Annotated in this window: 19 protein-coding genes and 4 tRNA genes; 14 read left to right on the top strand and 9 right to left on the bottom strand. The window is 42.1% G+C overall.

Translation table 11 applies throughout. The features are described from left to right. Positions 1-78: 78 nt before the first annotated feature. From LN995_RS03040 to LN995_RS03030, 3 genes are all read right to left on the bottom strand, one after another. Entirely contained in the window at positions 79-441 is a 363-nt protein-coding gene (locus LN995_RS03040; RefSeq protein ID WP_229958252.1) for a CoA-binding protein, read from the bottom strand. A 113-nt stretch (positions 442-554) separates the two neighbouring features. After that, complete coding sequence (locus LN995_RS03035) at positions 555-2,138, bottom strand: NAD(P)/FAD-dependent oxidoreductase (RefSeq protein ID WP_229958251.1); 1,584 nt, start codon at positions 2,136-2,138, stop codon at positions 555-557. Positions 2,139-2,295: 157 nt separating this feature from the next. Beyond that, the gene (locus tag LN995_RS03030) at positions 2,296-3,264 is read right to left on the bottom strand and encodes a tryptophan 2,3-dioxygenase family protein (RefSeq protein ID WP_229958250.1); all 969 of its coding nucleotides are present in this window, start codon (positions 3,262-3,264) and stop codon (positions 2,296-2,298) included. Between the two features lie 315 nt (positions 3,265-3,579). On the opposite strand from LN995_RS03030, the gene sdaAB reads away from it, so the two are divergent. The 4 genes from sdaAB to LN995_RS03010 are packed head-to-tail and all read left to right on the top strand — an operon-like array spanning position 3,580 to position 8,154. Beyond that, positions 3,580-4,257, top strand: a complete 678-nt coding sequence (gene sdaAB, locus LN995_RS03025) for an L-serine ammonia-lyase, iron-sulfur-dependent subunit beta (protein ID WP_229958248.1) — start codon at positions 3,580-3,582, stop codon at positions 4,255-4,257. A 13-nt stretch (positions 4,258-4,270) separates the two neighbouring features. Then, positions 4,271-5,743 carry a TolC family protein gene (locus tag LN995_RS03020; RefSeq protein ID WP_229958246.1) on the top strand — a complete coding sequence of 491 codons (1,473 nt, stop codon included), beginning with the start codon at positions 4,271-4,273 and terminating at the stop codon, positions 5,741-5,743. A gap of 9 nt (positions 5,744-5,752) precedes the next feature. Further along, entirely contained in the window at positions 5,753-7,132 is a 1,380-nt protein-coding gene (locus LN995_RS03015; RefSeq protein WP_229958244.1) for an efflux RND transporter periplasmic adaptor subunit, read from the top strand. A gap of 32 nt (positions 7,133-7,164) precedes the next feature. Further along, on the top strand, positions 7,165-8,154 hold the full coding sequence (locus tag LN995_RS03010; protein ID WP_229958242.1) for an NAD(P)H-dependent glycerol-3-phosphate dehydrogenase: 990 nt from the start codon (positions 7,165-7,167) through the stop codon (positions 8,152-8,154). Positions 8,155-8,210: 56 nt separating this feature from the next. Here the strand turns inward: LN995_RS03010 and LN995_RS03005 are convergent, their stop codons facing one another. Next, positions 8,211-8,714: a hypothetical protein gene (locus LN995_RS03005; RefSeq protein WP_229958241.1), complete on the bottom strand. Its 504-nt coding sequence runs from the start codon at positions 8,712-8,714 to the stop codon at positions 8,211-8,213. Between the two features lie 138 nt (positions 8,715-8,852). On the opposite strand from LN995_RS03005, the gene LN995_RS03000 reads away from it, so the two are divergent. The 3 genes from LN995_RS03000 to LN995_RS02990 are packed head-to-tail and all read left to right on the top strand — an operon-like array spanning position 8,853 to position 11,765. Then, positions 8,853-9,860, top strand: coding sequence for an acyltransferase family protein (locus LN995_RS03000; protein ID WP_229958239.1), 1,008 nt, complete (start codon positions 8,853-8,855; stop codon positions 9,858-9,860). Positions 9,861-9,901: 41 nt separating this feature from the next. Further along, positions 9,902-10,315, top strand: a complete 414-nt coding sequence (locus tag LN995_RS02995) for a (deoxy)nucleoside triphosphate pyrophosphohydrolase (protein WP_229958237.1) — start codon at positions 9,902-9,904, stop codon at positions 10,313-10,315. A gap of 52 nt (positions 10,316-10,367) precedes the next feature. Continuing rightward, positions 10,368-11,765 (top strand): methyltransferase RsmF C-terminal domain-like protein, encoded by a 1,398-nt coding sequence (locus LN995_RS02990; protein ID WP_229958235.1) that lies wholly within the window; start codon positions 10,368-10,370, stop codon positions 11,763-11,765. Positions 11,766-11,851: 86 nt separating this feature from the next. Here the strand turns inward: LN995_RS02990 and LN995_RS02985 are convergent, their stop codons facing one another. The 4 genes from LN995_RS02985 to pdxH form a co-directional block, all read right to left on the bottom strand. After that, positions 11,852-13,036: a class I SAM-dependent rRNA methyltransferase gene (locus LN995_RS02985; RefSeq protein WP_229958233.1), complete on the bottom strand. Its 1,185-nt coding sequence runs from the start codon at positions 13,034-13,036 to the stop codon at positions 11,852-11,854. A 123-nt stretch (positions 13,037-13,159) separates the two neighbouring features. Then, the gene (locus LN995_RS02980; protein WP_229958231.1) at positions 13,160-13,741 is read right to left on the bottom strand and encodes a Maf-like protein; all 582 of its coding nucleotides are present in this window, start codon (positions 13,739-13,741) and stop codon (positions 13,160-13,162) included. After that, positions 13,707-15,005: a DUF1015 domain-containing protein gene (locus LN995_RS02975; RefSeq protein ID WP_229958229.1), complete on the bottom strand. Its 1,299-nt coding sequence runs from the start codon at positions 15,003-15,005 to the stop codon at positions 13,707-13,709. The genes LN995_RS02980 and LN995_RS02975 overlap by 35 nt, the downstream gene beginning before the upstream one ends. A 39-nt stretch (positions 15,006-15,044) precedes the next feature. Continuing rightward, the gene (gene pdxH / locus LN995_RS02970) at positions 15,045-15,698 is read right to left on the bottom strand and encodes a pyridoxamine 5'-phosphate oxidase (RefSeq protein WP_229958227.1); all 654 of its coding nucleotides are present in this window, start codon (positions 15,696-15,698) and stop codon (positions 15,045-15,047) included. A 271-nt stretch (positions 15,699-15,969) separates the two neighbouring features. Here pdxH and LN995_RS02965 point away from each other — a divergent pair, with 271 nt between their 5' ends. The 7 genes from LN995_RS02965 to LN995_RS02935 all read left to right on the top strand — a co-directional run bounded on the left by LN995_RS02965 (position 15,970) and on the right by LN995_RS02935 (position 20,682). After that, a complete protein-coding gene (locus LN995_RS02965; protein ID WP_229958225.1) occupies positions 15,970-16,539 on the top strand; it encodes a YqgE/AlgH family protein in 570 nt (189 codons plus the stop codon). Positions 16,540-16,572: 33 nt separating this feature from the next. Then, positions 16,573-18,750 carry a DUF349 domain-containing protein gene (locus tag LN995_RS02960; RefSeq protein ID WP_229958223.1) on the top strand — a complete coding sequence of 726 codons (2,178 nt, stop codon included), beginning with the start codon at positions 16,573-16,575 and terminating at the stop codon, positions 18,748-18,750. A gap of 131 nt (positions 18,751-18,881) precedes the next feature. Continuing rightward, positions 18,882-18,954 (top strand) — tRNA-Thr (locus LN995_RS02955). A 61-nt stretch (positions 18,955-19,015) separates the two neighbouring features. Then, positions 19,016-19,088 (top strand) — tRNA-Thr (locus tag LN995_RS02950). 61 nt (positions 19,089-19,149) lie between these two features. Further along, positions 19,150-19,222, top strand: a tRNA-Thr gene (locus LN995_RS02945). 61 nt (positions 19,223-19,283) lie between these two features. Next, positions 19,284-19,356 (top strand) — tRNA-Thr (locus tag LN995_RS02940). A gap of 159 nt (positions 19,357-19,515) precedes the next feature. Next, positions 19,516-20,682: a hypothetical protein gene (locus tag LN995_RS02935; protein WP_229958221.1), complete on the top strand. Its 1,167-nt coding sequence runs from the start codon at positions 19,516-19,518 to the stop codon at positions 20,680-20,682. On the opposite strand, the gene LN995_RS02930 is transcribed toward LN995_RS02935, so the two are convergent. Continuing rightward, positions 20,672-21,709: a hypothetical protein gene (locus tag LN995_RS02930; RefSeq protein ID WP_229958219.1), complete on the bottom strand. Its 1,038-nt coding sequence runs from the start codon at positions 21,707-21,709 to the stop codon at positions 20,672-20,674. The genes LN995_RS02935 and LN995_RS02930 overlap by 11 nt on opposite strands. Positions 21,710-21,719 lie beyond the last annotated feature (10 nt).

Here is a 21,719-nt window from a genome sequence, read left to right as displayed (position 1 = left end):
AGACAACAATGCCATCTGTCCATTTATAGTTTATTATACGATCTTTAACTTCTTCAAGTTTAACAACCTTCAGAAAATTTAATAACTGTCGGTTGCCAGCATTACCAGTGTGCAATGGTGCAGCGTTTCAATGTTAGCATCCTCTGCCAGTTTTTCCAACTCACGGTTTTCGGTTCCGGGGTTAAAAATAATTCGCTTAGGATGCAGGCCTATTATATAATCGTACCAGAAAGGCTGATTCTGCGGCCCAACATACAGCGTAACCGTATCGACATCTGTAATTTCCTGTTCCTTATCTGTGATGATAGGAGTACCAACAAGTTCACCTTTTCTAATTCCGACAGGTACCACCTCATGCCCATGCTGCTTTAAACGATGTGCAGCTTTGTAAGCGTAGCGGGCAGGGTTATCCGTGGCACCTAATACAACTGTCTTTTTCATATTATTATATAATCAAATTCAACATCAGGTATATACTTTTTTACATCTAGAAAGGATAAAAAGTTAGAATTGCTGAATTGTGCAGAAAAATGAGCTGCAGAACAGACAATTCCCTAGCGCATAAAAGACACACCAGCCTTTAAAGCAGCCATCTCGGCACAACGTTCTCCATCCATCGCAGCAGAAACAATACCTCCGGCATAACCTGCACCTTCACCACAGGGGAAGAGTCGCTTTATCTGCACATGTTCCAATGTTTCTTTGTCACGCGGAATACGGACAGGTGAGGATGTGCGACTTTCAACACCAACAATCTGTGCCTCGTTTGACAGGTAACCCCGCATTTTATGACCAAATCCTTTAAAGCCTTCGCGCAGACGGTACGCCATATCCGGGGAGAAAAGCTCGTTCATATCTACAGACGCTAAACCCGGCTGATAAGAAGTATCCAGCAATTCACCACCTGTTTTACGACGGGTAAAGTCCTGTAACAACTGTGCCGGAGCAGCTTGCGTACCACCAGCCATGGCACATGCTTTTTGTTCAAGCGTCTGCTGCATGCGTAAACCAGCTAAAGAACCATATTTTTCCAGTTCCATATCTTCCAGCTCAATTGCTACTACAATACCAGAGTTAGCAAAGCGGGAATCACGGCGGCTGGGAGACATACCGTTTACCACCACCTCTCCAGGAGCTGTAGCAGAAGGCACTATAAAACCACCAGGGCACATACAGAAAGAGAAAATGCCTCTTTGCCTGTTATTGTAAACTGTCTGCTGTACCAGTGCATACGAAGAGGCAGGCAGGTAAGGACCACGATCATCACAATGGTACTGGATAGAATCTATCAGCTGTTGCTGGTGCTCTACACGCACGCCCATAGCAAAAGGCTTCGCTTCTATGGTAATTCCCTTCTGATGCAGCAACTCAAATATATCTCGGGCACTATGACCTGTAGCTAAAATAACAGCTTCACCGGTGTATTCCTGGCTATCTCCTGTCACGACACCCCGCATTTCACCTTTATCTAGAACAAAATCAGTGACGCGCTTATCAAAAAACACTTCACCTCCGGCACTACGTATGGTTTCCCGTATGGTCTCAATTATTTTAGGGAGCTTATTCGTACCAATGTGCGGATGCGCATCGAAAAGAATGTCTGGTGTTGCTCCATGCTGTACCAGCAGTTGCAGAATTCGCTGCAAATCTCCGCGTTTCTTTGATCGGGTATATAATTTACCGTCTGAGTATGTTCCTGCCCCACCTTCACCAAAGCAATAATTGGAGTCAGGATTAACTGTATGTTCTTTGTTGATGGCAGCCAAATCGCGGCGGCGGCTTCTCACATCTTTGCCCCGTTCCAGTACCACAGGTTTTAGCCCCAATTCAATACAACGCATAGCGGCAAATAAGCCGGCAGGACCTGCACCAACAATTATTATTTTCTTGGCATTGGAAACATCCGCATAATCAAACTTAGGAGAAAGTATATCTGTAGGAGGGTTTTCAAGATACACATCAGCCCGCACACGAAGCTGTACTTGCCGACCACGGGCATCAATAGAACGTTTTACTCTATGAATAAACTTTACGTCCTCTGGATTAACCTGAGCGTGTTTCAGAATCTCACGCTCTAATTGCTGAGCATCATAAGCCACTTCAGGAGCCAAGACCAGCTCCAGTTCTTTTTTTTTCATTTACAACAGGTAAGGTAGTTAACCTTAAACTTTTAGTTTAAAATATTTAGATACAGTACTGGTTTTAGAGCAAAAGCGAAATACTGTATAGTTGTCTTTTAAACAGATTAGAAGCTATACTAATTCCAATCCTGAACATTGATTCAAGCATAATTGTTTACACTTTATCCTCGTTCAGTACACGTTCAACCCATCCTTTTCCCCATTCTTCAAGCTCTTTAATCATCCAAAGTTCAGGATAAAAAACACGTTTCTGGAAACGCGGGGGGAGATATTTCTGCCAGTTAGTCCCACCTGTAGCCGCTAAAACTTCGGGGTCGCGCTGAAGGTAACGCACAGCTGATTTGTAATGCATGAGTGGCCAGTTTACATTAACATTGCTGTCCAGGTCACGCAACATCTGTTTCAGCTTTGGGTTTTCCTGGTCTTCTTTTGGGAGCCGCTTATAAACTGACCAGACATTTTTATGCTCGTACTCCTTTGCAAACTTTATCAATTGGTCCGTATACTTCTCTTCAAAACGAAGAAGCGTAAGGGTTTTAGCACCGGAAGCCACTTCTGTAGCACCTTCTTTCCAGTAAATACAGCCAATCATTTCTTCATGCGTACTTTGTAGCCCAAGAGCTTGCCGCTTAGCCTTGTCTACCAGATTACGCAAGTCAGTAGAAGCAATCTCAATAAGACGATACTGCACCGACTGAAACCCACTGGCAGGCATTAAAGCCATTCGGAACTGTAGAAACTGCTTTGGGTCCATGCCATCCACCATCACGTCAAAAGAGCTGATCAGATTGTCGAAATATCGATTAATACGTTTCAGGCGCATCATGAATGTCTTTAGTGTCATATCTTTATCATCAGCTATTTGCCTGTACTCTTCCAGGCAAAGCTTAAAGTACAGCTCTGTTATCTGGTGGTACATAATAAAGATTTTCTCGTCGGGTATGTTTGTGCGCGGGTTCTGAAGGCTCAATAATGTATCGAGGTGAATATAATCCCAGTAATTAACAAATTCAGTATAATAAAGTCCTTCCAGATAAGCTGCTAAATCCTGGCCTAAAGGCACATACTTTTCTTCCAGACGCTTTAGTTGCTCTAGCACTTCAGGTTTGAAAGCTTGCTCCATTGCATACAATTGTTAAGAGATAAATGTAAAGACGGCGCAAAATAAGGAAATTATAACAGTAGGTGTCATTCTATTTTTCAAATATTATCTTCAAGCATTCACTAAAACAGTAAGGTGAACTCCATCATCTACTGCATAAAGGTTAAAGCTCCTATTGTTGCTCCGGGTAAGCATTTAATGGTCTATAGCAATCGATTGGTAGATTAAAAACAGGAGTTTGTATAATAAAAATTGTTTTAACAAGCATTTTCGGCTAAACTGCTACTTAATTGTTAAATTTGATTTTTACGATATAACCTATAGATATAATTCTCTATGGCAGAGAAAAGTAGCGTCTTCGACATGATAGGACCTGTTATGATTGGACCGTCCAGTTCACACACGGCTGGTGTAGTTCGTATTGCACGTGCTGCCATTCGGGTGCTGGGAACAGCTCCGGAAGAAGCTGTTGTGACTTTCTATAATTCGTTTGCCCGCACCTATGAGGGGCACGGAAGTGACAGAGCTATAATAGCCGGGTTACTTGATTTCAAGACCGATGATAAGCGCATAAAAGAAGCTTTTGAATATGCGAAGGAGCGGGGATTAAAATATATCTTCCGATCAGTAGGAAACGCTTCGACTATGCACCCTAACACCATTAAGCTGAACCTGAAAGCCCAGGGACGTGAAGTTGAGGTAATTGGCCAGAGCCGGGGAGGTGGCGTAATCAAAATAGTGGAGGTGGATGGCTTTTCCTCTAACTTTTCAGCTAACCAGCACACGCTTATTATTGATGCAGATGACCAGAAAGGAAGCATTGCCTTTATTGCTTCTGTTATTGCGCATGATGAATGTAACATAGCGACCATGAGTGTTTCCCGCAAAGGAAAAAACGAGTTGGCACGTCAGTTTATTGAAATGGACTCAGGCATAAAACCTGTTACACTGGAATATCTTAAACAATTAAGCTGGGTGAAACATGTTATTTACATACCTAATATCGACCTCTAACTAACACGCTACTATGAAAAAACTATCAAAGAAAGTACTCTTGGCGATAGGCCTCTCTTTGACTGGACTATCGGGTGCCTTTGCACAACAAGACGGCACCGGAAACGACCAAATATGGTCGCTTGAGGAGGCTTTGAATTATGCCAAGGCTAATAACCTGCAGGTCAGGCAAAGCAAAATAAACCGCGACCTTGCCAGTACTGACTTGAAACTTTCAAAGTTTGGCCGCCTGCCAAGTATAAACGGGAGCGGTTCTTATTCAATTAACAATGGTACAAACATTGACCCGGCAACCTATGATATCAGAACCCAGCAAACACGATCCAGTAGTGTCTCTGTCAGCGGTTCGCTTCCCTTGTTTGCAGGGTTTCAGCAGGTCAATACAATTAAGCAGAATTCCCTTGAGCTACAGGCCAGTGAGCAGGATATTCTTTCTGTTCAAAATGATATAACCATACAAATTGTAACTGCTTACTTGAACATATTATTCGCTGATGAGCTAATGAAAACAAATCAGCTGCAGCGAAATACGACACAACAGCAGTTAGAGCGCACCCAGATACTCTTCAGAGCTGGAAGTGTGGCTGAAAATGATGTGTTAGACCTTCAGTCTCAGCTGGCGACAGATGAGTTGAATATTATCACTGCAAAGAACCAGCTTGATATTGCAAAACTTAACCTGATACAGTTATTAAACCTGGACAATCCGGATAACATAGAAGTTGAGATCCCAGAACTCCCGGAGCCTGATCTGGAGCCTGCTATATCAGACCCTAATCAGGTATATGATGTAGCTATTCAAACACTTCCTGCCATTAAGGCAGCCGATGTAAGGGTTTTAAGTGCAAACAAGGGCTTGGATATTGCTCGAGGGGCGTATCTGCCAAGGTTATCACTTAATGCCGGTATAAACACTTTCTACTCCAGCAGGTCATATCTTTTAAGAGAGTTAGAGGATGGAGAAACCATATATACACAACAATTAGTAGGTTTTCTGGATGAAGCCCGTACACAACCTTTTTCGCTCTACGTGCCTCAAGGCAGCGCCGAACAGATCGATTACTCTTTAAAAGATCAGTTTAAGGATAACATAGGGAACCAATTCAGTTTATCGTTACAGGTACCTATTTTTAATGGACTTCAGACAAGGATAAATGTTGAACGAGCTAAAATTTCACAGCAGAATGCCAAACTGAATGCCGATATTGCACGCAATAATCTGCGCCAGACAATAGAGCAGGCGGCCGTAGATACCCGAGCCGCTCAACTAAGATATGTTGCATCCAAACAACAACTTGCTGCCTCAGAAAAGAGCTATCAGAACGCACAGCTTCGACTTAATGCAGGTGTTATAAATTCGGTTGATTTTAATATTATTGCCAACACTTTCCGTTCAGCACAGTCTAGTCTGCTTCAGGCAAAGTATGAGTATATTTTTAAACTTAAAATTCTTGACTTCTACGAAGGAAAAGACTTATCATTCTAAAAAATAAACATGGCGAAGAACAAAAGTAGACTCATCCCTATTCTAATTGGTGTACTTGTTTTAATTATAGTTTTTGTTGTAGTAGCGAAGAAAGCAGGATGGATTGGCTCAGATAATGGTGTTGAAGTAGTCCTTTCTGAGGCAAAAACAACTGAAATTGTTGAAAAAGTAAGTGCATCAGGTAAAATTCAACCTGAAACAGAAGTAAAGATAAGTCCAGACGTATCTGGTGAAATTATAGAATTAAATGTAGAAGAAGGAGACTCTGTTGTAAAAGGACAGCTTTTGCTTCGCATCAGACCCGACAACTATCAGTCTATGGTAGATGCACAGGAAGCTGGTGTAAATCAGACACGTGCTAATCTGGCACAAGCCAGAGCTAGATTGGCACAGGCACAGGCGAGTTTTGTTCAGACAGAGCAAAACTATGAGCGGAACCAGGCGCTGTTTAACCAGCGTGTTATTTCTGAATCAGAATGGCAGGAAATTAAAGCTAGTTATGAATCAACCAAACAGGAAGTTGAATCGCTACGGCAAAGTGTCAGAGCCGCTGAATATAGTGTTGAAAGCGCACAGGCCTCTTTAAAAGACGCTAGGGAAAACTTAAACAAAACAACCATTTACTCTCCGGTAAGTGGTACTGTATCAAAGCTTAATGTAGAGCAGGGCGAACGTGTAGTTGGTACTTCTCAGATGGCAGGTACAGAGATTATGAGCATTGCAAACCTGAACAACATGGAGGTACGTGTAAATGTTAATGAAAATGATATTATCCGCGTGTCGTTGGGAGACTCTGTAATTGTGGAAGTTGACTCTTATGCCAGTCGTGATGAAAAGTTTAAAGGAGTGGTAACAGCCATAGCAAACACTGCCAAAGATGCTGCAACACTAGAGGCTGTTACAGAATTTGAGGTTCGCATACGCCTGCTGAACGAGTCTTATGAGCACCTGCAGGAAGTTACCAGCCGCCCGTTCAGACCAGGTATGACAGCATCAGTAGATATTGTGACAGAGAAAAAAAGTGGCGTATTATCCGTACCTTTATCAGCAGTAACTACCCGTTCTGCCGGTGGCCAGCCACAAAATGCAGCACCAGAAGAAGAACAGGAGGAAGAGGCAAGTGCGGTACCTGAGCAACAGGAGGCAGCTCCGGCACAAGTAGAAGAGGTAGTATTTGTTTATGACAATGCAACTAACACGGTTAAAACTGTGAAGGTTAAAACTGGCATCAGCGATTTTGAGAATATTGAGATACAAAGTGGCCTTAGTGCAGGACAAAGAGTAGTTTCTGGTCCTTTCAGGGCTGTTTCTGCTACCTTAAGTGACGGTTCAAAAGTAGCTGTTAAAGATGCCAGTTCCCTTGACAAATCTGCTATAGCTGCAGAGTAATCTTTTGAACTAACATCTATCTTAATCCTGTTTTGGAAAAAATTGCTGTATTAGGAGGAGGTAGCTGGGCAACGGCACTGGTTAAGATCCTTTCAGAAAACAAGTCAAGAGTACACTGGTGGATGCGCAGCCATAGCGATGTGCAGCACCTGATAAATTACAGACATAACCCCCGTTACTTAAGCGGGGTGTCTTTCGACCTGAATTACGTAAAGCCTTCTTCGGACATACAGGCTGTAGTGGCCGCCGCAGACTGGGTTATACTGGCAGTGCCAGCCGCATTTGTGCAGCTGGCACTTGCCGATTTACAGGAGGATGCACTAAAGGGCAAAGTAGTAGTATCAGCAGTAAAAGGCATGATTCCTGGAGAAAACCTGTTGATTACGGATTACATGGAAAAGAAATACCATGTACCAAATACGCACCAGCTTATAATTGCGGGCCCATGCCATGCAGAAGAAGTTGCTCTTGAAAAGCAATCTTATTTATCCATTGGTTCCCATAGCTTAGACACAGCTGAGCGCTTCTGTGAGTTACTGCGTAACCGTTACGTTAAAGCAAACCCGCTGGATGACCTAGATGGAATTGAGTATTGTGCCGTAATGAAAAACATAATAGCCCTTGCCTGTGGTATTGCCAGAGGCCTGAACTTTGGCGATAATTTCCAGGCTGTGCTTGTCTCTAATGCGATGCCAGAAATCGAACGATTTCTGGATGCAATTATGCCTTTACATCGTAATTTAAGTGGCTCTGCTTATCTGGGTGACTTACTTGTTACAGCTTACTCGCAGTTTAGCCGCAACCGTACATTTGGTAACATGATTGGGCGTGGCTATACGGTTAAGTCTGCCCAGATTGAAATGGACATGGTTGCTGAAGGGTATTATGCTGTACAAAGTATATATGATCTCAACAAAAAGCTTAAGGTTGATATGCCCATTACCAACGCAGTTTACCTTATTCTGTATGAGCGTATATCGCCGCCCGTTGAGTTTGATATACTGAAAGATAAGCTTAAATAAATCAAAGAATGAAATAATAAAGGGCGCATAATTCTCAGTGTGCCCTTTATTATAAGCTACAGTTTAGGACTAACTTTTGAATCTACCATTGCCCGATAAACAGCCATTACCGTAACAGCAGCACCTAGCAATGCTGCAAAAATTGATTTGAAGATTATGAACTCTTTAAGCGGCATTAAATAAACCTGTTCTAAGTCAAATAAAAAGATAGAAACACCAGCCATTGTAGTACCAGCTAAACCTAACATAAACGAACGGTGTAAAATATTGGACGGAAGGCGGTCAATTAAAGTCTGGCTTTTCAGGTGCCAGTGTAACGGTAGAACTTTCTTTGTTAGTAAGGCTCTTCTTGTAATACTAGTTGTAAGTAAGCTGAGTACAAAACCATAGATAAAACTTGAAAGCAAATGGTGTACAAGGGAACTGTTAGTTCCCGAAAGAGGAACGAGAGCAACATCACCCCAAAACAGGAATGTGACCAACCCGCTTACAAAACAGGTAATAAAGGCAAACAAACATCCTAAATACAGTAAGAATTTGTAGTTTGAGCTTAATCCCATAGTTATAGTACCTGTCTTTTATCTTGTTTAGTGGCAGCCAATTTAGCTTCAGAAAGATAAGTATTTAACTATTAAAATAACAGACCAAAAGCTAGCAAACCAATACATAGCCTTTGATTTATATTTTATCATTAACTAGTGAAGCAGTATTATCAGCAAATTGACATTATAAAGGGCTTTGCCATATTAGCTGTACTGCTGTTGCACTCCCTGAACAAAGCTACTCTAGTAGATTATTACGCTGTTTATCACATCTGGCAGGCTGTACCGCTGTTCATGGTAGTAATGGGTTTAAATCTTGGTTTATCATCTTCTGCTAAGAAACCGGAATTAACAGATCTGTACTCGAAGCAATATTTTCAAAAAAGAGCCAGTCGCTTAGTAATCCCTTGTATTATAGTTTTTATAGTATCAGCAATTATGGGCCTTATCTGGCTATGTGTTTCAGGAAACAGTATTTTAATGTTCAATGAGTTCAGTATTATTGGACTATTACCCATTTCAGGACCAGGAAACTATTTTATTACTCTTCTGCTGCAGTCAGTACTGTTTCTTCCCATTATTGGCTATGGGTTTTCTGCCAGAGCATCCTTAACAATTGTTTTATTAGTCCTGCTGGAAGTACTTTTTCTCTTGTTCATTAAATGGATATCCATGACTGAGCATGCAAGCTACCTCTATGATGCGGCATTCCCGAGATATTTCTCGGCTATTGCTTTTGGAATGGCTCTGTCAAGAATTGTTACAAATAAAGTTAATCTTAAAGTGATGACGCTTCTTGTTACTGTTGCTGCTGCCGCTTGTGTTTATCTTTATCAGTTACAGTATGGGGAGCAAAACATTAAACAAATACGGCCTGAGTGGCAGATACAGACAATTTTATCTTTTGGCTACGCTGCGTTTTTAGTTTATTTAAGTTTTAAAAGCTTGCCAAATCAATCTTCCAATAAAATTTTATTGTTTTTCAGTACCACTGGCAAAGCTTCTTACCATATTTTTTTAGTGCAGGTAGTTTATTTCGGACTGATAAATGGTGCTGCCAGTAAGGTGTGGCTAAACCTTTTGGTTTGTCTTTCCATTGGTTTTCTTTTTTATAAGTATGAACCAGGTATAACTTCACTTTTTTCTGTTAAAAAAATAAAATAAGGCAAGGCTTCTTAGCAATTAGCTTAGCTAAAGAGTACATATTGATATTAATAAATGAAGAAGACATTATGTTAAAAGTAACCTGTGCTATTATCGAAAAAAATCAGCAAGTGTTAATTACTCAACGTGGCCCGCATAAATCGCAGGCCTTGCTGTGGGAGTTTCCCGGGGGCAAAATAGAGCCCAGTGAAACGGAAACAGATTGCCTGATTAGGGAAATTGAAGAAGAGTTGAACTTACAAGTAGAGCTTGGTTTACGTTTAACTCCTGTCGAACATAATTATGGTAACTTTATGGTTAACCTGATTCCTTATGTCTGTCAATACAAAAGCGGAACAATAGCATTACGCGAACATGTTGCTTACAATTGGGTATCAGCTAAAGATCTTAACAGATACAACTGGTGCCCTGCTGATCTTCCCATTGTAGAAGAATACATCAGACGGAAGAAGTAGATAGTTAAGGCTTTTGAGACTTTCAACCTGCCTGCTTTTACAGTACCTTTACATGAATATGCAACTTCCGAATACTTTTACAGAACGCATGCAACGCCTGCTGGCTCAGGATTACAGAGCTTTTGAAGAAGCTCTTGCGCAGCCGGCACCTGTCAGCATCAGAATTAACAGAGCCAAAGTGCCTGGGCTTTCAGTAAATTTACCGCTGGTGCCCTGGACAACAAGTGGCTTTTATTTACCAGAACGCCCGCTTTTTACCTTAGACCCGCTTATTCATGCGGGCGCATATTATGTACAGGAGGCAAGTTCCATGTTTCTGGAGCAGGCCTTTAAACAAACATGTGATCTTTCCCAGCCATTGCAGGTACTGGATTTATGTGGCGCTCCGGGTGGTAAATCGACCCATATTGCCAGCTTACTGTCTGCTGGCAGCTTACTTGTTTCTAATGAAGTCATCAGGAGCAGGGCTAATATATTGGCTGAAAACATTACCAAGTGGGGCAGTGGCAATGTACTTGTTACCAGCAATGATCCCCGTGATTTTGGAAAACTGCCCTCTTTCTTTGATGTGATGGTGATAGATGCCCCATGCAGTGGTGAAGGTATGTTCCGTAAAGATCCGCAGGCGATAGAAGAGTGGTCTGAGGAAAACGTTAATTTATGCGCACTGCGCCAGCAGCGCATTCTGATGGATGTATGGGATGCTCTAAAGCCAGGAGGCATGTTAGTTTATAGCACCTGTACCTGGAATGAACAGGAGAATGAAGAGAATATGGCATGGCTTGCAGCACAGGAGCAAATTGAAAGTGTTCAGCTGGAGCTTCAGCCGGAGTGGGGAATAGTGCCAGCGCAGCTAAATGGAATAACAGGTTATCGCTTTTATCCGCACAAAGTGAATGGCGAAGGCTTTTTTATGGCTGTAATGCGTAAAGCTGGCGGAACAGAAAGCAGTCCTAAAAGCAGCAGGAAGAAAAAATACAAGCTAACAACTGCAGGTAAAAAAGAGCGGGAGTTGGTACAAAACTGGTTTCAGAAACCAGAGGAGTATGAGTGGCTGCAGTATGGCGAAATATTGTCAGCTATTCCGGCTAATTTGTTTGAGGCTGCGGATGAGGTTTACCAGAAGCTTTATGTGATTTATGCCGGGACCGAAATTGCAGAAGTAAAGGGTAAAAAATTAAAGCCTTTACACCCACTCGCTTTATCGCAGCATCTGAACAAAAAAGCCTTTGCCGTTGTAGACCTAGACATGGAACAAGCATTACGATATTTACGCAAAGAAGACATTAACCTCGGCAGCAGCGGTAATGAGTGGCTTCTACTGCAGTATCAGAATATCCCATTAGGTTGGGCAAAACAGGTTGGGAACCGGATAAACAACTACTTTCCTAAAGAGTGGCGGATACGAATGGACCTTCCACAGGAGTTGCCACAGGGCGTGATTGCTTAGAAAAGTAAGTTTATGATAACTATACAATATAGGCTACACATTGTAAGTGCAGCCTATATTGTTTATCAGTCTAAATACACTACAACCTATTCCACCATCAACACCAGGCCTTTCAAATACTCTCCTTCGGGATGAAAAATAGAAACAGGGTGATCGGCAGGTTGAGAGAGGTTATGCATAATCTTAATGTTACGTCCTGCCTCAATAGCAGCTGCCATAACTGTGTTGCTGAACAAGTACTTATCAACTACCTGTGAGCAGGAGAAAGTAAAAAGGATTCCGCCTGGTTTAATCTTTTTCATGGCCTCAGCATTCAGGCGTTTATAGCCCATCAAGGCATTATGGCGCACCTTCTGGCTCTTAGCAAAAGCAGGAGGGTCTAGTATAATAACATCGTACTGATTTTCCTTGCCTTTTAAGAACTCAAAAGTGTCAACGGCAAATGCCTCATGTCGTTCCGGTGCCTGGCTTAACTCCCCGTTACGTACAGTAAGCTCTATCGCCTTTTTAGATACGTCTACTGAGTGAACTTCTTTAGCTCCGGCATTCAGCGCATAAACAGAAAAGCCACCGGTATAGCAAAAGGTATTTAAAACAGATTTGTCTTTTACGTAGCGGGCCAATAAATCACGGTTCTCGCGTTGATCAATAAAAAAACCTGTTTTTTGTCCGCTTTCCCAGTCTACGAAGAACTGATTTTCATTTTCTGTCACAACAACTCCTCCGGAAGATTGGCCAAACAGATAATCATTTACCGCCTCTACCGGTGCTTTAGCGGGCAAGGACTCTGCACTTTTATCATAGATAGCTTTAAGTTTGCTTCCGAATATCTCCTGCAAAGCCTTAGCTATTTGCTCCCGAACTCTATACATACCCACTGTGTGAGTTTGAACAACGGCAGTATCTTTATAAACATCTACAATTAAACCCGATACACCATCACCTTCCGCATAAATCAACCGGTAAACATCAGTATGCGGATTATCTACCAGCCCTAAGCGTTTGCGGTAATCATAAGCTTTTTGAACTTTTGCTTTCCAGAAATCAAAGTCCGGTTCAACCTGCTCAAAAGAAAAAATACGTACGGCAATGGAGCCTGGTGCATAATGCCCCATGCCCAAAAACTCTTGCTTACTGGAATAAACTTCTACAATATCACCTTCAGCAGCATCTCCCTCAGCTTTTCGGATGGCACCGGAAAAAACCCACGGATGAAAGCGTTTTAAAGAATTCTCCTTACCCGGAGCCAAATATAATTTAGTTAAAGACATTCTTATTAAATGAGCTAATTGTTTGATGTAATTAATATATTACAGTACCGCTAAACTACAAAGATAACTATTTCAAGCTGTGGCCCAGTAATTGGCTCCTGCCGAAATTTGAAAAAGATGACTTTAATGGATCACTATTCCTAACTCTATTAATTGAGTATAAAGTTTCTGCACTGGCAGGCCCACCACATTAAAATAGGATCCTTCAATACGCTCAATACCTATCATCCCAATCCACTCCTGTATCCCATAGGCTCCGGCTTTGTCTAATGGTTTGTAGTTAGTGATGTAGTAATCAATTTCTGCATCCGAAAGCTCTTTAAAGAAAACTTTGGTAGTGTCATGGAAAACACTTTTCATTTCATTAGTACTGATGCAAACACCGGTAATAACATCATGAAAGGTTCCGGAAAGGGAGCGAAGCATTTTATAAGCCTCCTCATAGTTTGCAGGTTTATTAAGCACCTTGTCGCCTAAGCAAACAATAGTATCAGCTGTAATGAGTACATCATTCTGAAGTTCCTGCTGGTAAGCATCCGCTTTATGCGAAGCCAGAAATTCAGCTATTTGCTCTCGCTTTAATGACGCTGGAAAATCTTCCTTTACTTCCTTTATTCGCACTTCAAATGGCAAGCCTAAACTGGTAAGCAGTTCTTTCCGGCGAGGGGAATTAGAGGCAAGCAGCAGTGGCCGTGACAAATTCATCTTCTTTTATTGAGCTAAATAAAAATCCACAGATAACTTTAGGATAGAAATAAGTTGATTTCTGAGGCATAATGGCACCACTCCGACTCACCCGCTTTACCTGATCCATAGTTATTTCATTCGTAATAAGAGCAACTCTTGCCTCGCCGGCATCTACAAGCCGAATGCAGGAAGTAAAGTTACGGATATAGCTTAAACCACCATAACTGCGCTGGGCTGCTCTGTAAATGCCTAAAATCTTTTCAAAAATGAAATAATGCATTACAGTCAGGTCCAGGTCTTTCACTTCCTGGGGAAAGTTCCAGTTTATGAAAGGGTGCATTTCCGGCTTTAACCGTATTGCGTAAGCACTGCCGCTAAGGTAAAGGCCAAAAGCCCACTTCTTACCTGCAATCACCTCATTCAATTCACTAGCATCATCTATCGGTTTAATTAAAAAATATTCCTGCAAACGGTTTAAGAATGCATCATCCGAAAGATTCATGCTTCGTAGCACGCGGTGTGTCGGCAACACCCGCAGATCATCATGTTCGGAATTTGTCAGGTACATGAGATGGTAATTATATGGCTCCTGACCTGTATGCTGGGGATTCTGCCTCAGCTTCTTTTTACGAAACTCCAAAGAGCCCTCGTAGCGGTGATGCCCATCAGCTAAAATAACCTGCTTATTCTGTAGGGTCTGCACAAAAAGCTTTATCACATGGTGGTCCTGTATTACGGATAGCACATCGCGTACGCCTTGGTAATCTTCTGTTTCATATAAAGGAGATTTTATACTTTCATCCATATAAGGTTCTAGTATAAAATCTGGGTCAGCATACAGACCATGAGTAGGACTGGCGTTTAGCTCCGTTTTCTCCAATAGATCAATTCTATCATTTACAGCACCAGGTATGGTGTTCTCGTGCCGGAGCAGCACCCCTTCATTCCAGTCATAGGCTTTTATGTTACAGATAAATCCTTTGCGGCAGTGTTCTTTACTACTGCCCGGCAAACGAAAGTACTGATAATAAACATAGATACCCGGCAGCGGGTCTTGCTGAATAATGCCTTCATCTTTCCATTGCTGTAGTAAAACAGCAGCTTCTTCAGCTGGTCGTTCACCACGTGGTACTGACAGATGAATGCTATTGTACGGGTTTCGGTACAGGGTCTCGCGTTGCTTGGCCGATACTACATCAAACAAAGGGGAGGTAAGTTCATCTATATCTAAAGCAATTTTGTCGTTGTAACGCCAGGGCTTCAGGGGGAGTATTTCTGTCATTCAGATGGTTAATGTCTATTAACAATTTAAGACACCGGTTCAGGGTGCCAATCGTTTTATCTGCCAGTTACTATTATCCAGCAGTTCAAAAACAATACGGTCATGAAGGCGATTTGGTCTGCCTTGCCAGAATTCTACCCGCTCGGGCTGCAGTTCATAACCTCCCCAATGTTCTGGCCTCGGAATTTCATCTAAAGCAGCAAACTGCTCTGTAAACTGCTTGTCTCTTTCCTCCAACAGTTCCCGGCTCTCTATCTCCTGGCTCTGAGGCGAAGCCCAGGCGCCAATCTGGCTCCCTTTTGGGCGACTATGATAATATTCATCAGATAGCTGAGGTGCTACTTTTACCACCACGCCTTCTATGCGAACCTGACGCTCCAGCACAGGCCAGAAAAAAGTAAGCGCAGCATAAGGGTTCTGGGCCAGTTCCTGTCCTTTACGGCTGCTGTAGTTTGTGTAAAATAATAAACCTGTCTCGCTCACGCCTTTCAACAGTACGACTCTGGCGGATGGCTTTCCTTCGTCATTAACCGTAGAAAGCACCATAGCGGTAGCTTCGTCTGCCTGAGCCTGTATTGCTTCCTCTAGCCAACTCTGAAACTGGTCAAGAGCATTAGAGGATACAGATTCTTCTGTAAGTGCCTGTTTGGAATAGTTTATCCGAATATCTGCAATATTATGTTTAAGTGCCATTTCTGCATTGGGTTTGGTCAAAATTATGAAATTATCCCAGCTAGATAAACAAAATTATGGTTCGCTCAGGCGTGATAGCTTAGGTTAAATTTCAGAATGATTATGTAAAAATATCGAAAGGATGTAAATTAGGGTATTGCAAACAAGATTAATACAATATTGCATCCTTTGCGTAAGAATAATAAAGTTGCTGAAATTAACGCAACTGAAACAGAGGGATACATCTTTCTAAAATAGTTTCTTAAATAGAAAACCTTAAAACGGATGACAGATGGAAGAAGAAGTAAGGATGATAAAACCAAAAGGCGGTAGCTTGTTAATATCTGAACCATATATGGGAGACCCTAATTTTGAAAGGACCGTGATATTACTTTGCAGCCATGAAAATGAAGGTTCATTTGGGCTGGTACTGAACCGCATGTCTAACCTAAAGCTTTCTGATGTCATTGACATCTATGATGAAAGCTTTCAGGCTGATTTAGGAATAGGAGGCCCTGTACAATATAATACCCTGCATTATGTACATAGACTGGCAGAACTACCTCAAGCTGTACACCTGATGGATGATTTATACTGGGGCGGTGACTTTGAAGTTCTCAAGGCTATGATAGGTTCAGGTTTGGCTAAGTCATCTGAAATCAGGTTTTTCCTGGGCTACTCAGGCTGGACACCGGGGCAGCTACAGGAGGAAATTGACAAAAATGTTTGGATAGTAAATAACAATGCTGCGAATAAATTGTTTAATTTGGATGCAGATAACCTTTGGCGCAGCGTCTTACGCCAAATGGGCGGCAAGTATAAAGTGCTTTCAAACTATCCGGTAGACCCGCGATTAAATTAACGCTCCTTAACTTTGTACCAATAAAGAGAAGTTATGACAACTGATAACAGAAATATTGACACCACCGGTGCTGAGGCAAATAAACCAGAGAGTCAGAACAATACAAGCCAGAATGTAGGTGGCACACAAGATGTAGAAAAAAATGTAGAACAACCTGTAGGGAGTGCCACAACAGGTAGCTCCGAACAGCAGTCTGCTCCGGAAGTTGCCAAAGAAGCTCAACCAGAAATGCAGCCGGAATTAACATCGCAGGAAGAGAAATCTCTAACGGAGGAAAAAACAGAAGCTTATGCCGCTGCTACTACTGATGTTTCCGACCCGGTATCTGCACCTGCCTCAGAACCCGCTTCAGGCCCTTCAGGCCCTCCTCCGGACGCTGTTACATCTGAGGGGTCCAGCATTCCGACGGCTACTTCTGAACCGAATGAGAATACTAATATTACTGCAGCCACCTCTGCTTCACATGCTGACGAAGAAGAGCATGAGGATGAGGATGACCATGTGGATTACAGTCAGTTGTCAATTAACGATCTGCGTAAGGAGCTTAACAGCATACTGAAAAGTGCTGATGCCCGCAAGAAACATCGTGTTATAAATGAATTAAACAGGCAGTATGACCTGAGGTTTCAGGAAGAACGAAGTGAAGCATTGGAGCGTTTTAAGCAAGAGGGAGGTACTGACGAAGACTTCGATTACCACCCTTCTACAGAGCACCAAAGCCTTGAAAAGCTGCTGACAGCTTACCGAGACGCTCGTTCGCAGGAGCGGATGAATGCTGAAGAGCAGCGCCAGCGTAATCTACAACGGAAGCAGGAACTACTTACTAAATTACGGGAATTAGTAGAGTCAGCAGAAACCAAAAACAGCAGCGACGAATTAAAAAAACTACAGTCTGACTGGAAATCAATAGGACCTGTTCCGGCAGGTGAAGCACAGGAACTGTGGGATTCGTACCACGCACTTCTTGATATTTTCTACAATAACCGCAGCATTTTCTTTGAACTGAAAGAGCTGGACCGTAAGCGAAACCTTGATGCTAAGCTACAATTAATTGAACGTGCCGAAGCACTGGCCGGAGAAGAGAGTATCAACAAAGCACTTCAGGAACTACGCCATCTACATGAGGAATGGAAAAATATTGGTCCTGTTCCAAACGATCAGCGCGACCCTATCTGGGAACGATTTATACAGGCTTCAGAGAAAGTACATGAGCGCAGACGGGCTTACCAGGAAGAGCGTCAGGGGAGAGAAACGGAGAACCTGGCAAAGAAACGTATTTTGTTGGAACGCTTAGAAAGCTTCCAGAACTTTAATACGGACAGGATTAATGAGTGGCGTGATAAGACTGACGAGATTCAGAAGCTGAAAGACGAATGGGAAGCTGCTGGACTTGTGCCTAAGCAGTATGCGGAAACTGTAAACAAAAGCTTCTGGGGCAGTTACAAAGCTTTTTTCCAGCATAAAAACCAGTTCTTTAAAGGGCTGGATGAGCAAAAGATGCAAAACCTCCGCATTAAAACGGAGCTTTGTGAGGAGGCTGAAAGCCTGAAAGATAGTACTGACTGGAACACAACCAAGGAAAAGCTGATTCAGCTGCAAAAGAAATGGAAAACTATTGGCCGTGTTCCGGATAAATATTCTGATAAAATCTGGCAACGTTTCAGAGCAGCCTGCAATGAGTTCTTTGATCGTAAGCAAACTCAGGAACAACAGCGAGGGGCAGAACAGGAGAGGCTCTCAGCAGAAAGAATGGAAATATGCGATAGAGTTTCTGATAAGCTTTCGCAGCCTAATGTTACAGGATCAGTAGAAGAGTTTGAGGATTTTGTAGCCCAATGGCGGTCATTAGACAAAAGTAACAGGCGTACCAGCACCAAAAACGAAGAGAAGTTCTTAGTATTAATGGAGCGCTACCTGGAGATAGTACCTGAATTAACGTTTGATGAGCGCAATAATATGTTAATCAGGTTACAGGTTGATCGTCTGAAGCAAAGTCCGGATGCAGGGCAGAAACTACACCAGCGGGAACAAACCGTCCGACGTGAAATTTCTCAGCTGCAAAACGATATACAGACACTGCGGACCAACATAGGATTTTTTGCGCGCTCTAAGAATGCCGATAAACTTCGTGAAGAATATGAAGGAAGGATTGCAGATGCTCAAAAACGCATGGATCAGCTAAATCTGCAACTGGAAGCACTCAGAGGATAAATTTTTCTCCCTGAATTTCAAAAGCTTATATTTAACCAGCTAAAAAAGTTTAGGAAGGTGTTTGCATAATAAAATCTAAGCGATACCTTTGCATCGCTTTAGAACAATAAAGCACAACAAAAAAAGAGTAAGCCTCCTTAGCTCAGCTGGTAGAGCAACTGACTTGTAATCAGTAGGTCGCTGGTTCGATCCCGGCAGGGGGCTCACCTCTAAAAAGCACTTGATTGAAGAGCATATGCTTTTTTACTAAATAACAACTCTTCAAGCCTCCTTAGCTCAGCTGGTAGAGCAACTGACTTGTAATCAGTAGGTCGCTGGTTCGATCCCGGCAGGGGGCTCACCTCTAAAAAGCACTTGATTGGAGAGCATATGCTTTTTTACTAAATAATAACTCTTCAAGCCTCCTTAGCTCAGCTGGTAGAGCAACTGACTTGTAATCAGTAGGGCGCTGGTTCGATCCCGGCAGGGGGCTCACCTCTAAAAAGCACTTGATTGAAGAGCATATGCTTTTTTACTAAATAACAACTCTTCAAGCCTCCTTAGCTCAGCTGGTAGAGCAACTGACTTGTAATCAGTAGGTCGCTGGTTCGATCCCGGCAGGGGGCTCATTTTAAAGCCACTAATGATGATTTCATTAGTGGCTTTTTTTGTTTGCAGCAAAATCTTAGATAAAGCTAGTCAAGCTCTAGAAGTGGTTTCTTCGGCTGTTCTTTATGTTTTAACTGGGATAATCCTTTAATTTGAGTTTTCGACCAAAGTACAACTATGCAATTAATAGAAGTTACTACTCCAGAACTGGCGAATGATTTTCTCATGGTGCCAGTTAAGCTATACAAAAAGGATCCTAACTTTATCAGGCCTTTAGACAAAGACGTAGAAAACGTTTTTGATCCTAAAAAGAACAAACTGCTTCGTGACGGAAAAGCCATAAGATGGATTTTGCGTGACAGTAAGGGGAATTTGATTGGGCGCATTGCCGCTTTTATTAATAAACTTACAGCCAATACCTACGAGCAGCCAACAGGAGGCATGGGTTTTTTTGATTGTATAAATGATCAGGAAGCAGCTAATTTACTTTTTGATGCCTCAAAAAGCTGGTTGCAGGAAAGAGGCATGGAAGCAATGGATGGTCCTATAAACTTAGGTGATCGTGATAGGTGGTGGGGTGTTTTGATTGATGGCTATTATCCTCCGACATACTGCATGAATTACAATTACTCTTATTATCAGCAATTGCTGGAGAACTATGGTTTTCAGATTTTCTTTAAGCAGTATACCTACTACCGTGCTGTAAAAGAACCTCTGTCTGCCGAATATCATGAAAAAGCAGATCGGATACTAAGGGACCCTAACTTTAGCTTCAGGCATATGGATAAGAAGCATATTGAGAAGTATACTGAAGACTTCCGTATTGTTTACAATAAAGCCTGGACCAAACATGAAGGTGTGAAAGGTATGAGTGAGGCACAGGCTAAATTAATCATGAAAACACTGAACCCGATAATTGATGAACGCATTATGTGGTTTGCCTACCATCAGGATGAGCCGATTGGTTTCTTTTTAGCTATACCAGAACTAAACCAGCTGTTTAAGTATGTCAATGGTAAAATGGACTTATGGGGTAAACTTAAGTTTGTTTTCAATCGCTGGCGTGGGGCCTGTACTACCATGTATGGTATTGTGTTCGGGATTACTCCTGAGTTTCAGGGAAAAGGGGTAGAAGCTGCTATGATAACGGCTGAAGGGAAGCTTGTTATAGATGATCCGTCTATCAAGTACACAGACCTTCAAATGAATTGGATCGGTGACTTTAATCCCAAAATGATGAAAGTAGCCGAACAAATAGGCAGCCGCATCTATAAGACTCATGCTACTTATCGTTTCTTATTCGACAGAAATAAGGAGTTCAAGCGTATGCCTATTATAAGGTAAGCTTTGAAAAAGCATCCCATTTTGGACTTAGCAAGGGTTTATTTAAATCTTCCCATTCCCATCCATCGTGTAATACCATTGTTTTAAGAATACACCTTCGGTATTTAACCTGTTCTAAAGTTTCTGCATCAGGTGACATCAAATTAATACCAGCCTTTCTGATTGCCTCTGTCTCTAGGGACGGAGGTTCTTCAGACGGTTGAATGAAAGTTGTGCTGAGCGATTGTAAGAAAGTTGTAAGCGCAATGCGAAGAGGAATCAGGAATTGCTTAGCCGGCTGCTTTTCTTCCGGTATGTAAAGCATCAGAATAGTTATGGCTTCATCAAGCATAGCCAAGTTTGGCAGTAAAGAAGCTATCTTGTTTTGATGATGGAAGAAATGAAGAACAGGATAAGAAAAATGTAACTGCCCTTGTTTCGTTACCTGCTGTGCCAGTTCCTGAAATTGATCCTCCAGCATTTTAAAGTTTTTCCCATTCCAGTTGTTAAGTAGCATAAGCTGCACACTGTGACCAATAGAGGCAATACGTATGCTAAGCGCCCGTCTTTGTGTAACAGCATTAACGACAGGTACAACATAAGTTATGGCTATCGTAATCATAATTAAACCAGAGAAAGAAATTATTGCTGAGTACACCCGCCAATTGTCTGTTCCTGCTTTATAATCCCCGTTACCCATAGTAGAAAGCAAATATCCAGTATAATACAGAACCTGCTTTGGAGTTGCAAGCTCATTGGTAGTTGAGTTAACGACAGAATCAGTTGCCGAAGAAAAGATCAGGAAATTAGCCAGCCATAACATAATGACCCAGGTCATGAGTATAAATACCACTATCACCACACCCGCTCCTTTTAAAACATTCCTGTTACCTGTTATACGCTTAAGGCTATAGAATATGTGCCAGATACCGTTGCTTACATGACCACTTACCGGTGCAGCACCACTTGGAGCAAGAGTAGTGTAAATGACATCATAAACAACTAAAGCCAGAATAATTATGCCTGGTATAAGCAGGATCAGGTTCATTAGAAAGTTA

The sequence above is a fragment of the Pontibacter silvestris genome, from assembly GCF_020907275.1.
GTDB classification, from domain to species: Bacteria; Bacteroidota; Bacteroidia; order Cytophagales; family Hymenobacteraceae; genus Pontibacter; species Pontibacter silvestris.
Note: the sequence above shows the minus strand (reverse complement) of the source record. Positions and strands in the feature narration are given on the sequence as shown.

Excerpts from the sequence above, each read along its gene's own strand:
- LN995_RS03040 (WP_229958252.1), bottom strand. The coding sequence starts at position 441 with ATGAAAAAGACAGTTGTATTAGGTGCCACGGATAACCCTGCCCGCTAC.
- LN995_RS03035 (WP_229958251.1), bottom strand. The coding sequence starts at position 2,138 with ATGAAAAAAAAAGAACTGGAGCTGGTCTTGGCTCCTGAAGTGGCTTAT.
- LN995_RS03030 (WP_229958250.1), bottom strand. The coding sequence starts at position 3,264 with ATGGAGCAAGCTTTCAAACCTGAAGTGCTAGAGCAACTAAAGCGTCTG.
- sdaAB (WP_229958248.1), top strand. The coding sequence starts at position 3,580 with ATGGCAGAGAAAAGTAGCGTCTTCGACATGATAGGACCTGTTATGATT.
- LN995_RS03020 (WP_229958246.1), top strand. The coding sequence starts at position 4,271 with ATGAAAAAACTATCAAAGAAAGTACTCTTGGCGATAGGCCTCTCTTTG.
- LN995_RS03015 (WP_229958244.1), top strand. The coding sequence starts at position 5,753 with ATGGCGAAGAACAAAAGTAGACTCATCCCTATTCTAATTGGTGTACTT.
- LN995_RS03005 (WP_229958241.1), bottom strand. The coding sequence starts at position 8,714 with ATGGGATTAAGCTCAAACTACAAATTCTTACTGTATTTAGGATGTTTG.
- LN995_RS02990 (WP_229958235.1), top strand. The coding sequence starts at position 10,368 with ATGAATATGCAACTTCCGAATACTTTTACAGAACGCATGCAACGCCTG.
- LN995_RS02985 (WP_229958233.1), bottom strand. The coding sequence starts at position 13,036 with ATGTCTTTAACTAAATTATATTTGGCTCCGGGTAAGGAGAATTCTTTA.
- LN995_RS02980 (WP_229958231.1), bottom strand. The coding sequence starts at position 13,741 with ATGAATTTGTCACGGCCACTGCTGCTTGCCTCTAATTCCCCTCGCCGG.
- LN995_RS02975 (WP_229958229.1), bottom strand. The coding sequence starts at position 15,005 with ATGACAGAAATACTCCCCCTGAAGCCCTGGCGTTACAACGACAAAATT.
- pdxH (WP_229958227.1), bottom strand. The coding sequence starts at position 15,698 with ATGGCACTTAAACATAATATTGCAGATATTCGGATAAACTATTCCAAA.
- LN995_RS02965 (WP_229958225.1), top strand. The coding sequence starts at position 15,970 with ATGGAAGAAGAAGTAAGGATGATAAAACCAAAAGGCGGTAGCTTGTTA.
- LN995_RS02960 (WP_229958223.1), top strand. The coding sequence starts at position 16,573 with ATGACAACTGATAACAGAAATATTGACACCACCGGTGCTGAGGCAAAT.
- LN995_RS02935 (WP_229958221.1), top strand. The coding sequence starts at position 19,516 with ATGCAATTAATAGAAGTTACTACTCCAGAACTGGCGAATGATTTTCTC.
- LN995_RS02930 (WP_229958219.1), bottom strand. The coding sequence starts at position 21,709 with ATGAACCTGATCCTGCTTATACCAGGCATAATTATTCTGGCTTTAGTT.